The sequence below is a fragment of the Stenotrophomonas sp. AC248 genome (genome assembly GCF_979258185.1).
The window spans coordinates 494,588-506,511 of the sequence record NZ_OZ409840.1; the positions used below are offsets into that span (position 1 = coordinate 494,588).

At 68.1% G+C, this 11,924-nt stretch carries 12 protein-coding genes; 9 read left to right on the forward strand and 3 right to left on the reverse strand.

Going from position 1 to position 11,924, the window contains the following annotated elements; genetic code table 11:
• Position 1 precedes the first annotated feature (1 nt).
• Positions 2-376, reverse strand: a complete 375-nt coding sequence (locus ACZ0AE_RS02195) for a YciI family protein (RefSeq protein ID WP_038690756.1) — start codon at positions 374-376, stop codon at positions 2-4.
• Between the two features lie 201 nt (positions 377-577).
• On the opposite strand from ACZ0AE_RS02195, the gene ACZ0AE_RS02200 reads away from it, so the two are divergent.
• The 8 genes from ACZ0AE_RS02200 (at position 578) to ACZ0AE_RS02235 (ending at position 7,652) form a co-directional block, all read left to right on the forward strand.
• On the forward strand, positions 578-997 hold the full coding sequence (locus ACZ0AE_RS02200) for a YciI family protein (protein ID WP_447591668.1): 420 nt from the start codon (positions 578-580) through the stop codon (positions 995-997).
• A gap of 25 nt (positions 998-1,022) precedes the next feature.
• Entirely contained in the window at positions 1,023-1,445 is a 423-nt protein-coding gene (locus tag ACZ0AE_RS02205; RefSeq protein WP_448132934.1) for a VOC family protein, read from the forward strand.
• A 43-nt stretch (positions 1,446-1,488) separates the two neighbouring features.
• Complete coding sequence (locus tag ACZ0AE_RS02210; protein ID WP_313425773.1) at positions 1,489-1,875, forward strand: VOC family protein; 387 nt, start codon at positions 1,489-1,491, stop codon at positions 1,873-1,875.
• An 83-nt stretch (positions 1,876-1,958) separates the two neighbouring features.
• Positions 1,959-3,221, forward strand: coding sequence for an RNA polymerase sigma factor (locus tag ACZ0AE_RS02215; protein ID WP_463600291.1), 1,263 nt, complete (start codon positions 1,959-1,961; stop codon positions 3,219-3,221).
• A gap of 218 nt (positions 3,222-3,439) precedes the next feature.
• Entirely contained in the window at positions 3,440-5,089 is a 1,650-nt protein-coding gene (locus ACZ0AE_RS02220; protein ID WP_038690748.1) for a M28 family metallopeptidase, read from the forward strand.
• Positions 5,090-5,251: 162 nt separating this feature from the next.
• Positions 5,252-6,511: a sensor histidine kinase gene (locus tag ACZ0AE_RS02225; RefSeq protein WP_038692555.1), complete on the forward strand. Its 1,260-nt coding sequence runs from the start codon at positions 5,252-5,254 to the stop codon at positions 6,509-6,511.
• On the forward strand, positions 6,501-7,274 hold the full coding sequence (locus tag ACZ0AE_RS02230; RefSeq protein WP_038690746.1) for a LytR/AlgR family response regulator transcription factor: 774 nt from the start codon (positions 6,501-6,503) through the stop codon (positions 7,272-7,274). Before ACZ0AE_RS02225 ends, ACZ0AE_RS02230 begins: the two co-directional genes overlap by 11 nt.
• 33 nt (positions 7,275-7,307) lie before the next feature.
• Entirely contained in the window at positions 7,308-7,652 is a 345-nt protein-coding gene (locus ACZ0AE_RS02235) for a hypothetical protein (RefSeq protein ID WP_463600292.1), read from the forward strand.
• Positions 7,653-7,691: 39 nt separating this feature from the next.
• On the opposite strand, the gene ACZ0AE_RS02240 is transcribed toward ACZ0AE_RS02235, so the two are convergent.
• On the reverse strand, positions 7,692-8,306 hold the full coding sequence (locus ACZ0AE_RS02240) for a hypothetical protein (protein WP_038692551.1): 615 nt from the start codon (positions 8,304-8,306) through the stop codon (positions 7,692-7,694).
• Positions 8,307-8,615: 309 nt separating this feature from the next.
• Between ACZ0AE_RS02240 and ACZ0AE_RS02245 the strand changes: the two genes are divergently transcribed.
• Positions 8,616-9,539, forward strand: coding sequence for an oxygenase MpaB family protein (locus ACZ0AE_RS02245; RefSeq protein WP_448132937.1), 924 nt, complete (start codon positions 8,616-8,618; stop codon positions 9,537-9,539).
• Between the two features lie 212 nt (positions 9,540-9,751).
• Here ACZ0AE_RS02245 and ACZ0AE_RS02250 read toward each other — a convergent pair whose 3' ends face one another.
• Entirely contained in the window at positions 9,752-11,872 is a 2,121-nt protein-coding gene (locus ACZ0AE_RS02250; protein ID WP_463600293.1) for a M13 family metallopeptidase, read from the reverse strand.
• Between the last annotated feature and the right edge of the window lie 52 nt (positions 11,873-11,924).

Consider the following 11,924-nt stretch of genomic DNA (forward strand, 5'->3'; position numbering starts at 1 on the left):
CTCAGGCGCCGACGCGTTCGCGCTCGGCGTCCATGTCGGCCAGCGGCCGCACTTCGATGCTGCCAAAGCGCGACCACGGAAACTGCCGGGCGATGCGCAGTGCGTCGTCGTGGTCGCGTGCGTTGATCAGGTTGAAGCCGGCCAGCAGTTCGTGGGTTTCGGCGAACGGCCCGTCGATGATGCGCTCCTTGCCCTGGCGGGTGCGCAGGGTGCGGGCGCTGTGCACCGGTTCCAGTTTCTGCGCCAGCACCAGGGTGCCGTCGGCCTGCAGTGCATCGGCATGCTGCAGGCAGTCGTGCATGAGGCGGTCGTATTCCTCGCCGGGCAGGGCCTGCAACAGGCCGTCGTCGATGTAGATCAGCAGCAGGAATTGCATGGCCGGCACGCTCCGGGGCAGGGGCGGCCATGATGCCGCAGCTGGCGCTACCGTGCTGTTGCAGCGCGGCACGAGGTGCCTGTTCAGGCGGCACCGGGGGCGGCAGAAAATTATTTCTGCCGGCGTGTCGATTTCCGGTGCCCGGCTGCGTTGTATCCCTTGAAGGGCCCACCAACCGGGCCTGCCCTGAGGGAAACACCGATGAAAGTCATGGTACTGGTCAAGGCGACCCCGGAGACGGAGGCCGGTGAGATGCCGACCGAGCAGGAAATCCGCGCCATGGGCGCCTACAACGAACAGCTGGTGCAGGCCGGGATCATGCTGGCCGGCGAGGGCCTGCACCCCACCTCGCGCGCCCGGCGCGTGGCCTTCGGGGCGCAGGCGCCGCGGGTGATCGACGGCCCCTTCGCCGAGACCCGCGAGCTGGTCTGCGGCTTCTGGCTCTGGCAGGTGCGCTCGCTGGACGAAGCCACCGAGTGGCTCACGCGCGCCCCGTTCGGCCCCGGCAGCGTGGTCGAGCTGCGCCCGATCCTCAGCGCCGAGGATTTCGGCGAGGCCTTCACCCCCGAATTACAGGCGCAGGAACAGCGTCTGCGCGAGCAGATCGGCACCGCCGACTAACCCCCCACGTCCCTGGAGCACACCCATGAAACTGATTCCGTTCCTTGGCTTCAACGGCAAAACCCACGAGGCAATGGCCTTCTACGCGCAGGTGCTCGGCGGCAAGGTCACCTCTGAAATGCGGTACCGCGACATGCCGCCCATGGAGAACACCGATGGCTGCGGCGAGATGCCACCCGAATCCCTGGACCACGTAGCGCACAGCCAGCTGGAGGTGGGCAGCGCGATCCTGATGGCCGCCGATGGCCCGTCCAGTGGCGGGGAGAACAGCACCACCATCAACATCGATGTGGACACGGTGGAAGAGGCCGAGCGCGTGTTCAAGGCGCTGGCTGACGGCGGTGAGGTCAAGATGCCGATCGGCGAAACGTTCTGGGCCCACCGCTGGGGCTTCCTGATCGACCGCTACGGCAAGCCGTGGATGGTCAACTGCATGAAACAACCCTGATTCGCACACTTCTAAGGATGGCACCGTGACCGATTCCCCGCAGATGATCTTCGTCAACCTGCCCGTGCGTGACCTGGAGGCGTCCAAGACGTTCTTCGCCGCGCTGGGCTACACCTTCAACCCGACCTTCACCGACGACAACGCGGCCTGCATGATCATCAGCGACAGCATCTTCGTGATGCTGCTGGTGGAGTCTTTCTTCGCCGGCTTCACGACTCGGCCGATCAGCGACGCGCGCCAGCAGACCGAGGTGATCACCTGCCTGTCGGCGACCAGCCGCACGGCGGTCGACGCGCTGGTGGACACGGCCCTGAAAGCCGGTGCCAGCGAGCCGATGCCCGCGCGCGACTACGGCTTCATGTACCAGCGCGGCTTCCAGGACCTGGACGGCCACCTGTGGGAGATCGCGCACATGGACGGCCAACCGTAGAGCGGGGCTCTGCCCCGCTGGCTGCCGTGGTCGCGCTGGCGGCGGGCTTGTACCCGCCTGCCGCCAGTGTTTTGATCGCCCGCATGGAAAACGCCTTGTCGCACCGCTTGGACACCCTCTGGCGCATGGAGTCGCCGGCCCTGATCGCACGCCTGGCGCGGATGCTGCGCGGCGACGTGGGGCGTGCCGAAGAACTGGCCCAGGACACCTGGCTGGCCGCGCTGGAGCGTTGGCCGACGCAGGGGGTTCCGGACAACCCGGGAGCGTGGCTGATGACCACCGCACGCAATCGCGCCATCGACGTGTTGCGTCAGCACCAGCGCGTGGCCGGCCAGCATGCGCTGTGGGGCAGCGAACTGGAGCCGCAGCCGTTGCCGCTGCCCGACGACAGCGATGCGCTGCAGGACGACATCGGCGATGACCTGTTGCGCCTGATGTTCGTGGCCTGCCACCCGGTGCTGTCGGCCGATGCGCGGGTAGCGCTGACGTTGCGCCTGCTGGGCGGGCTGACGACCGACGAGATCGCGCGGGCGTTCCTGCAGCCCGAACCGACCATCGCCCAGCGCATCGTGCGTGCCAAGCGCACCCTGGCCAGCAAGCAGGTGGCCTTCGAAGTGCCGCGCCAGGCGGCGTTGCCGGAACGGCTGGAGTCGGTGCTGGAGGTGGTCTACCTGGTGTTCAACGAGGGCTACACCGCCAGCGTGGGCGACGACTGGATGCGTCCGGCGCTGTGTGAGGAAGCCCTGCGGCTGGGGCGGGTGTTGGCCAGCCGGTTGCCGGCGTGGCCGCAGGTGCACGGGCTGCTGGCGCTGATGGAACTGCAGGCCTCGCGCGCGGCGGCGCGGGTGGATGCGCACGGCACGCCGATCCTGCTGCCCGAACAGGACCGTGCGCGCTGGGACTGGCTGCAGATCGCGCGTGGGCAGGCCGCGCTGGCCCAGGCGATGGCGCTGGGCGGCAGCGATGATCCCTATGTGCTGCAGGCGGCAATCGCCGATTGCCATGCCCGCGCGCGTCGCGTCCAGGACACCGACTGGGCGGCGATGGCGGCGCTGTACCAACGGCTGGCTGTGCAGCAGCCGTCGCCGGTGATCGAATTGAACCGGGCGGTCGCCGTATCGCGCGCGCAGGGCGCGGCCGCGGCATGGCCGCTGGTGGAGCAGCTCGCGCAGGACCCGCGCCTGCAGGGCTATGCCCCGCTGGCGGCGGTGCAGGGCGACCTGCTGCTGCAGCTCGGGCGCGGCGATGAAGCGCGCGCCGCGTTCCTGCGCGCCGCCAGCCTCACCGCCAACGCCCGCGAGCAGGCGGTGCTGCTGGCACGGGCGCAGGCTGTTCCGGTGGCGTAACGCCGGCTGCGGCACACCGTCGGACGGCTGTTGCGTCGCGCGGCCCCACCGCGGTAGAGCCGGGCTCTGCCCGGCTGCTGTGCATTGCGCGGTGCGGTCGAGGCAGCGGGGCAGAGCCCCGCTCTACGGGCGGCTGTTACGGGCTATGGCAGCGGGGCAGAGCCCCGCTCTACTTCGCCTACACTTGGGGTTTCGTGGTCCTGGCTGTGGAGAGAGCGATGAAACGAGTAGTACTGAGCGTGCTGGCCCTGTCGGTGTCCGGCGCCCTGATGGCGGCAACGCCCAAATTCGACGGGGCGCGGATCTCCGCGGACGTCAAGGAACTGGCCTCCGACGCCTACGAAGGCCGCTCCCCGGCCACCGCCGGTGAAGAGAAAACCGTGGCCTTCCTGAGCAAGCAGTTCGCAGCAGCCGGGCTGCAGCCGGGCGGCGACCTCAAGGACGGCAAGCGTCTGTGGACCCAGGCCGTGCCGCTGCTCAAGGGCGATATCGTCGGTGCGCCGAGCCTGTCGCTGAGCAGCAAAGGCACGCCGCAGGCCCTGAGCCAGGGCAAGGAAATCGCCGTGCGCGCGGCGATGAACGGTGCCAGCAACGTGGACATCAAGAACGCGCCGCTGGTCTTCCTCGGCTACGGCGTCAAGGCCGGCGAGCGCAACTGGGACGACTTCAAGGGCGTGGACCTGAAGGGCAAGATCGCCGTGGTGCTGATCAACGACCCGGACTTTGAAAGCGGCCAGGGCGACTTCGACGGCAAGGGCATGACCTATTACGGTCGCTGGACCTACAAGTACGAAGAAGGCGCGCGCCAGGGCGCCCTCGGCGTGCTGATCGTGCACGAGACGGCACCAGCGTCGTACGGCTGGGCCACCGTGGCCGGCTCCAACACCAACACCATGTTCGACGTGGTCCGTGACAATCCGGCCGACGCACACCCGCTGCTGGAAGGCTGGATCCAGCGCGATCTGGCGGTGGACCTGTTCAAGCGCGCCGGGCTCGATTTCGAGGCGCTCAAGCGCCAGGCGCAGACCCGCGATTTCAAGCCGGTGGAACTGAAGGGCGAAACCTTCTCGGCCAAGTACGCGGTCAAGACCGAGGTCATCACCTCGCACAACGTGGCCGCGCGCCTGGAAGGCCGCACGCATCCGGACGAGACCGTGGTGTACAGCGCGCACTGGGACCACATCGGCGTGGGCAAGCCCGACGCCAACGGCGACACCATCTTCAACGGCGCCCTCGACAACGCCAGCGGCACCGCCTCGCTGATCGAACTGGCGCGCGGGTTTGCCAAGGGCAAGCGCCCGGAGCGTTCGGTGCTGTTCCTGGCCGTCACCGCCGAGGAAAAGGGCCTGCTGGGCTCGGAGTACTACGCCAGCCACCCGCTGTATCCGCTGAGCAAGACCGTGGCGGTGATCAACATGGACGGCATGGCGCCGTTCGGGCCGTCGCGTGATTTCGGCATCTACGGGTCGGCCAAGCTGGAACTGCTGGACCAGCTCAAGGACGTGGCCAAGGGCTGGGACATCCGCTACACCCCGGACCCGAAGCCGGAGGCCGGCCTGTTCTTCCGCTCGGATCACTTCCCGTTCGCCAAGCGCGGCGTGCCGGCGGTGTCCTACTCGGCCGGCCAGGATTGGGTGAACGGCGGCGTGGCGGCCGGCAAGGCCGCTTCGGACGACTACACCGCCAAGCGCTACCACCAGCAGGGCGATCAGTGGCAGCCGGACTGGACCTTCGCCGGTGCCTCGCGCGACCTGGAGGTGCTGTACACGCTGGGCAACCAGCTGGCCAATTCCCGCGCCTGGCCGAACTGGAGCGCCGATTCCCAGTTCCGCGCCCCGCGTGAAGCCAGCGCCGCCGAGCGCAAGTGACCCACCGTCCCCACCGGCACAACGCCGGTGGGGACACCCCGGGCGTTACGTTATCCGGGCAGAGCGCGGCTTCATCCCCCCATTCCCCGCCTTCGTCGCATGCCGCTTGTCCTGGCCGGCGGCAGGGCTATGCTCGGCCCATCCCATCGTGAAGACGCCGCCGTGTTCGCCAGCCTCGCACTGATCCTTCGCATCCTGTTGGCCTGGGCCGTCGCCATCATCGTGGCCGGCTTCGTCTGGAGTGGCATCTTCAGCGGCATGGACGATGGCCCCGGTTGGGTCTTCGGTCTGCTGGCCATGTTCCTGGCGGTCACCGCCATCGGCAGCTGCATCACCCACATCCGCCGGGTCTGGTTGATCGCCGGGCGCCTGGACGGCACCACCCTGTCCAGCCGCCAGCGCCGCCAGATCGAACTGCCGATGGATGCCGGCCCGGCCTTCGCGCTGCTGGAAAAGGCCATCGCCGAGTTGCCCCGCGTGGAGGACATCGAAAGCGCCGCCGGCAGCCTGCAGGTGCGCGCCTACGTACGTCGCGTGGATCCCTACAACGGCCGCCCGCCCTCGCGCTGGAACCTGCCGGCGCGGCTGGCGATCCGTCGCAACAGCGTGCTGGCCACGGTCACCCCGGGGCAGGGCACCAGCAGCGTGACCCTGCTGTTCGAACCCGACGCGGGGGTCTGGGCCGATCTGCTGGCCGTGGATGAGGGCAGTAATTTCGAGAATGCCGAAGCGGTTACCCGCGCCATCACCCGGCGGGTGTCCGAGCAGCGCCGCGACGAACAGGCCGCGGCCGAACAGACCGCCACCGAGAAGGAACTGTCGGTAGCCAAGCTCAACCTGCTGCATGCCCAGGTGGAACCGCATTTCCTGTACAACACGCTGGCCAACGCACAGGTGCTGACCCGCACCGACCCGCCGCGCGCCGACCAGATGCTGGGGCATCTCATCCAGTACCTGCGCAGCTCGCTGCCCAGCGTGGAGGAGTCCATGTCCACGCTGGGCGTGGAGCTGGAACGCACCCAGGCCTACCTGGAAATCCTCAAGATCCGCATGGGCGCGCGGCTGGCGCTGCAGGTTGACGTGCCGCCGGCACTGACCGGCTTGCCGCTGCCGTCGATGGCGCTGCAGACGCTGGTGGAAAACGCCATCAAGCATGGCCTGGAACCCAAGCCGGGTGGCGGCACGGTGTGGATCATCGCGCGCGCCTTCGATGACCATGTCACCCTCACCGTTGCCGACGACGGGCTGGGGTTCGGCCAGGGCACCAGCGGCACCGGCATCGGCTTGAAGAACCTGCGCGAACGCCTGCGTCTGACCTGCGGCGACCGCGCCGGCGTCGCCATCGTGTCCAACTTCCCCAGCGGCGTCGCCGCCACCATCACCCTGCCGCGCGATGCGCGCGAGGCCGTCCATGCAGCTTGATGCCCTGATCGCCGAAGACGAAGACCTGCTGCGGCAGTCGCTGGTGGCGCAGCTGCAACGGCTGTGGCCGGAGCTGCGGCTGGTGGCCGAATGCGAAGACGGTGCGTGCGCGCTGGAACGGCTGGCCGAGTTGAAGCCGGACCTGGCCTTCCTGGACATCCGCATGCCCGGCATCACCGGCATCGACGTGGCACGTGCGCTGCCCGAGATCAGCCCGCGCACCCAGGTGGTGTTCGTGACCGCCTACGACCAGTACGCCATCGACGCCTTCGAACAGGGCGCGATGGACTACCTGCTCAAGCCGGTCAGCGATGAGCGCCTGCTGGCCACGCGCGAGCGCATCCTGGCGCGCATGCAGCAGGGCCGGCCGGACAACGCGATGCTGGAGCAGCTGCTGCAGCGTCTGGGGCAGGGCGGCAGCGCGCCCAGCAGCGCGCCGCCGTTGGCCTGGATCACCGCCAGCAACGGGCGCGACACCCAGTTGATCATGCTCGAAGACGTGCTGTATTTCCGTGCCGACAGCAAGTACACCACGGTGGTCACCGAGCAGGGCGAAAGCCTGCTGCGCACGCCGCTGCGCGAGCTGCTGGACGTGCTGGACCCGCAGCGCTTCCGCCAGGTGCATCGTTCCACCATCGTGAACATGAAAGCGGTGGCGGCGGTGAGCCGCGACGATACCGGGCGCGGCCAGCTGCGTCTGAAACACCGGGCCGAAGTACTCAATGTCAGTCAACCGTTCATGAGCCTGTTCCGGGGCATGTAGCCGGAGCAGGCCCTCATTTTTCCTGGAGTGATCATGCGTACTTTCCTGCCCCTGTGCGTCGCCGTAGTGCTGCTGGCCGGGTGCCAGCAGTCCAGCAACACCTCGGTGACCCGCATCCGTGCCAACGGCGTGGATGCGCTGTACAGCAAGAGCACCCTGGTGGCCGGCGTGGCGCACTTCGAGTGCATCGCCAGCAGCAGTGGAACCTGCCACTACCTGCTGCTTGATCCCACCTGCAGCAAGGACGCGGCGTGCACCAAACCGCCGCTGCACCGGCTGGCGGTGGCGGTCGGCAAGACCGAACAGATGGCCGGGCTGCCCACCGGCTTCAACCAGTGCGTCAGCGAGCAGCCCAAAGAACAATGCCACCGTGAGTGATCACGGTGGCATTGTGGCTCCCCCCACTTTCCGGGTTGGTCAGAATGCGGGTTGCAGGTGCAGGTTGCTGCGGTTGTCCTGCTCGCCCACATGGTTGAGCTGGCCCACCAGCTCGGTGTGCTGCTGCATCCGACCGATCTCGCGCATGATGCGGATGTCTTCGTGGCGAAGCTCGCGGCGCGCGGTGACGGCCTGCTTGTAGTCCAGCACGTCGGGATAGTGCTGGGCCATGTCCAGCGCTTCGGCCACGCATTCCACGCTGTCGGCGTCGGAGGTGATGCGGGCGCGGCTGTTGAAGGCCTTCATCCAGCGCTCGAAACCGGCCGTGTGGTCGAACATGTTGGCCATGAACCAGATCACGAACAGGATGGAAATCCACGAGCCGAACACGATCACCACGCGGGTGAAGGTGATATGGAAATCGTCCTTCCACAGATAGTTGGAGATCAGGCCCAGGATCAGCAGCGAAGCGGCCTGCCAGCCGACGATCGAGGCCATCAGCCACTGGCCCTTGGCCTTGGCCAGCACCGCCACTTCCTCGCGGATCTGCTGCTCGCTCTTGTTACGCCAATGCGCGACCTGTTTTTCGAACGGGCTGTTGTACAGCTCGTTGTCCTGCAACAGCAAACCCAAACCCTTGAACAAAGCGATCATGACGTGCTCCTTCTGGAACGTGCGGCAGCGCATTGGACGAACGTGAGGCGGATTCAGTTCTAGCACTTCCAGCGGGTCGTGCAATGGGGGAAATGCGAAGCCACCGGGCTGATATTTCTGAATGCGGGTGGCCTGATGCGGTGCATCATCGCCATCGCAGCGTGCGACAAGATGTCGCAGGTAAAATCGTGCTGCACCTGCACATCGAACGCCGGTTAAGCGCAGGAGCTCCCCGGGGGCGCCGGGATCGGCCAGAATCGGCCCCGACCGCGCAGACTGCCGTCGCCTCCGCCCGATTGGACCCCCGAGATGCCGCCGTTGCTGCACCGTCTTTCCCAGCCTGTCACCGCGCCCATCCGGCGTTGGGTGCTGGGCGCCTTCCCCCGCGGCCAGAGCGGCATCGAGTACGACCATCCGCAGGGCGACCCCGGCTGGTTCGGGCCGCACAGCGCGACCTGGCGGGTGCATTCGGAATTCCCCGGGATGCTCGCCGGCGGCCTGTGCGCCTTGATGCTGCAGACCCTGCACCCGCTGGCCCTGGCCGGGGTGTACGACCACTCCAACTTCCGCGACGATCTGGTCGGGCGGCTGCGTCGCACCACGGCCTTCGTGGCCGGCACCACCTATGCGCCCAGCGCCGAAGTGGATGCGCTGGTGGCCAAGGTCACGCGCATTCACGCGCAGGTGCGCGGGCACAGTGCCGACGGCCGCGCGTATTCAGCCGATGATCCGGCCCTGCTCACCTGGGTCCACGTGACCGAGGCCTACGGTTTCCTGCAAGGCTGCCGGCGCTACTGCCGCGAGGTGCCCGGTGCGGTGGCCGACCAGTATTACCGCGAGTACAAGCGCGTTGCCGAGGCACTGGGCGCCACCCAGGTGCCCGCGTCTGAGGCGGAGGTGGACGCGTACTTCGCCCGGCAGCTGCCGCAGCTTCGGTTCGATGCGCGCTCGCGCGAAGTGCTGGGGGTGTTGTCGGGCATCCGCCTGCCGGTGCCGATGGCCGGATTGTCGCGTGAGCTGTTCCTGGGCGCGGGCGCGGCGTTGTTGCCGGACTGGGCCGAGGCGATGCTGGAACGCACGGCAATGCAACGCGCGCAGGCACGCACGTCCGCCCGCGTGCTGCGCGCGATGACGCCGTTGTTCCGGCGCGCGCTGCAGGATGGTCTGGCCCCGCGTGCCTGCGCGCGGATGGGCCTGCCGGCCAGCGTGCTGGCCGAGTGGCCTCCCCCGTAGAGCCGACCGTTGGTCGGCTGCGCCATCGCCGCACGGCCCGGATTGGCGTGCGGGTGTGCGTGGGGTGTCGCGGAGGGCAGCCGACCAACGGTCGGCTCTACCGGGCGTTCAACACCACGCCGATGCGCGCCGGCTGTTCACCGCGCCCCCAGACGCGAAAACGGGCGCCGAAGCGCCCGTTTTCAGGTGTCACCGTCGCGCGGTGACACCGATCACCACACCTTGACCCGCTTGTCCGGGGCCAGGTACAGCTTCTGGCCTTCCTTGACCTCGAACGCCGGGTACCACGCGTCCAGGTTGCGCACGGTGAGCGCGCGGAACTGGCCCGGTGCGTGCACGTTGGTCAGCAGCGAGTTGCGCAGGGCCTGCTCGCGCGCCTTGCTGCGCCAGGCCTGGGCAAAGCCCAGGAAGAACCGCTGGTCCGGGCTGAAGCCTTCCAGGGTCTGGCCCGGCTTGCCCTGCAGCGACAGCTGGTAGGCGTCGTAGGCGGTGGCCAGGCCGGCCACGTCGGCGATGTTCTCGCCCAGGGTCAGGCGGCCGTTGACCGACACGCCCGGGAACGGCTGGTAGCTGCTGAACTGCGCGGCCAGCGCATCGCCGGCGGCGTTGAACTTCTTCAGGTCATCGGCCGTCCACCAGTTGTGCAGCTTGCCGGTTTCATCGAACAGCGCACCGGCATTGTCGAAGCCGTGGCTGATCTCATGGCCGATCACCGCACCGATCGCGCCGTAGTTCACCGCGTCGTCGGCAGCACCATCGAAGAACGGCGGCTGCAGGATCGCGGCCGGGAACACCAGGCGGTTTTCCAGCGGCACATTCATCGCGTTGATGGTCTGCGGCAGCATCGCCCATTCGCCGTGGTCGACCGGCTTGCCCAGCTTGGCAATGTTGCGCTGGTACTCGAACTGCTCGGCGCGCTCGGCATTGCCCAGTGCGTCGTCGCGCTTGATCTCCAGGCCGCTGTAGTCGCGCCAGGTGTCCGGGTAGCCCATGCCCACGGTCAGCCCGGCCACCTTGGCCTTGGCATGCGCCTTGGTCTGCGGCGACATCCACGCCAGCGCGTCGATGCGCTTGGCGAAGGCAGCGATGATGTTCTTGGCCATCTCATCGGCGCGGGCCTTGGTGGCCGGGTCGAAGTGGCGTTCCACATACAGCTTGCCGATGGCCTCGCCGACGGCGTGGTTGCTGTCATCCACCGCGCGCTTCCAGCGTTCGCTCTGCTGCGGGGTGCCGTTCAAGGTGGTGCCGTGGAAGGCGAAGCGCGCATCGGCGAAGGTATTGGGCAGGTACGGCGCGGCACGGTCCAGCGCGTGGAAGGCCAGGTAGTCCTTCCACACATCCAGCGGCTCGGTGGCCACCAGGCGCGAGATGCCGGCCACGGCCTTGGGCTGCCACACGATGAAGTCCTGCTGCTCGCCCAGCTTTGCACCGGCCAGGAACGCGGCCCAGTCCATGCCCGGCGCCTTGGCGTTCAGGTCGGCCTGCTTCCAGGCATTGGCGCCCTTGGCCACATCATTGGTTTCTTCCTGGGTGGCGTGGGCCTGGGCGATCTTGGTCTCCAGCGCCAGGATGCGCTGCGCCTTGGCCGCCGGGTCGGCAACGCCGGCCAACTGCAGCACCTGGGCGATGTAGGCCTGGTACTGCTTGCGCAGCTCGGCCATGCGGCCGCCCTGCAGGTAGAAGTCGCGGTCGGGCAGGCCCAGGCCACCCTGCACCAGGTACGGCGCATTGCGGTCCGGCTGCAGCAGGTCCACCGACACCCATACGCCGAACAGGCGGTCGGTGTAGAAGTTGGTCGCATTCAGCAGGTCGACGTCGGCGCGCAGGGTGCCACCCAGGGTGGTGGCCAGCGCGGCCTTGTCGGCGATGCCGCCGATCGCGTCCAGTTCCGGCTTCACCGCGGCCACGCCACGCGACTCGATGCCGGCTTCGTCCATGAATGCGGCGTAGTAATCGCCAATCAGCTTGGCCTCGCCACTGGCCTTGGTGTCGGCGGCGGCGCCTTCGAGGATGGCGCGGGTGTCGGCCAGGGTCTTCTCGGCAATGACATTGAAGCTGCCGTAGCTGGAGCGGTCGGCCGGGATCTCGGTGTTCTTCACCCAGCTGCCGTTGGCAAAGCCGAAGAAGTCGTCACCGGCGGCGACGCTGCGGTCCATGCCGGTCGCATCGAAGCCGAAGCTGCCCAGCTGCGGCTTGGGCGCGGCCGGCGCCGCGGCGGGGCTGTCCGGCGCGGTGGCGACGGGGGCGGCCGGCTCACGGTCGCAGGCGCTCAGGCCCAGCGACAGGCTGGCGGCGATGGCAAGCATCAGGGTAGGGCGGCGCAGCATGGACATGGACTTCTCAGGCAACGGGGAAACCCCAAGTCTAATCCCCCGGGGACGGGGT

What these genes read in the sequence shown, in the direction of transcription:
- ACZ0AE_RS02250 (WP_463600293.1), bottom strand. Translation starts at nt 11,872, where the DNA reads ATGTCCATGCTGCGCCGCCCTACCCTGATGCTTGCCATCGCCGCCAGC.
- ACZ0AE_RS02245 (WP_448132937.1), top strand. Translation starts at nt 8,616, where the DNA reads ATGCCGCCGTTGCTGCACCGTCTTTCCCAGCCTGTCACCGCGCCCATC.
- ACZ0AE_RS02230 (WP_038690746.1), top strand. Translation starts at nt 6,501, where the DNA reads ATGCAGCTTGATGCCCTGATCGCCGAAGACGAAGACCTGCTGCGGCAG.
- ACZ0AE_RS02205 (WP_448132934.1), top strand. Translation starts at nt 1,023, where the DNA reads ATGAAACTGATTCCGTTCCTTGGCTTCAACGGCAAAACCCACGAGGCA.
- ACZ0AE_RS02195 (WP_038690756.1), bottom strand. Translation starts at nt 376, where the DNA reads ATGCAATTCCTGCTGCTGATCTACATCGACGACGGCCTGTTGCAGGCC.
- ACZ0AE_RS02240 (WP_038692551.1), bottom strand. Translation starts at nt 8,306, where the DNA reads ATGATCGCTTTGTTCAAGGGTTTGGGTTTGCTGTTGCAGGACAACGAG.
- ACZ0AE_RS02235 (WP_463600292.1), top strand. Translation starts at nt 7,308, where the DNA reads ATGCGTACTTTCCTGCCCCTGTGCGTCGCCGTAGTGCTGCTGGCCGGG.
- ACZ0AE_RS02210 (WP_313425773.1), top strand. Translation starts at nt 1,489, where the DNA reads ATGATCTTCGTCAACCTGCCCGTGCGTGACCTGGAGGCGTCCAAGACG.
- ACZ0AE_RS02220 (WP_038690748.1), top strand. Translation starts at nt 3,440, where the DNA reads ATGAAACGAGTAGTACTGAGCGTGCTGGCCCTGTCGGTGTCCGGCGCC.
- ACZ0AE_RS02200 (WP_447591668.1), top strand. Translation starts at nt 578, where the DNA reads ATGAAAGTCATGGTACTGGTCAAGGCGACCCCGGAGACGGAGGCCGGT.
- ACZ0AE_RS02215 (WP_463600291.1), top strand. Translation starts at nt 1,959, where the DNA reads ATGGAAAACGCCTTGTCGCACCGCTTGGACACCCTCTGGCGCATGGAG.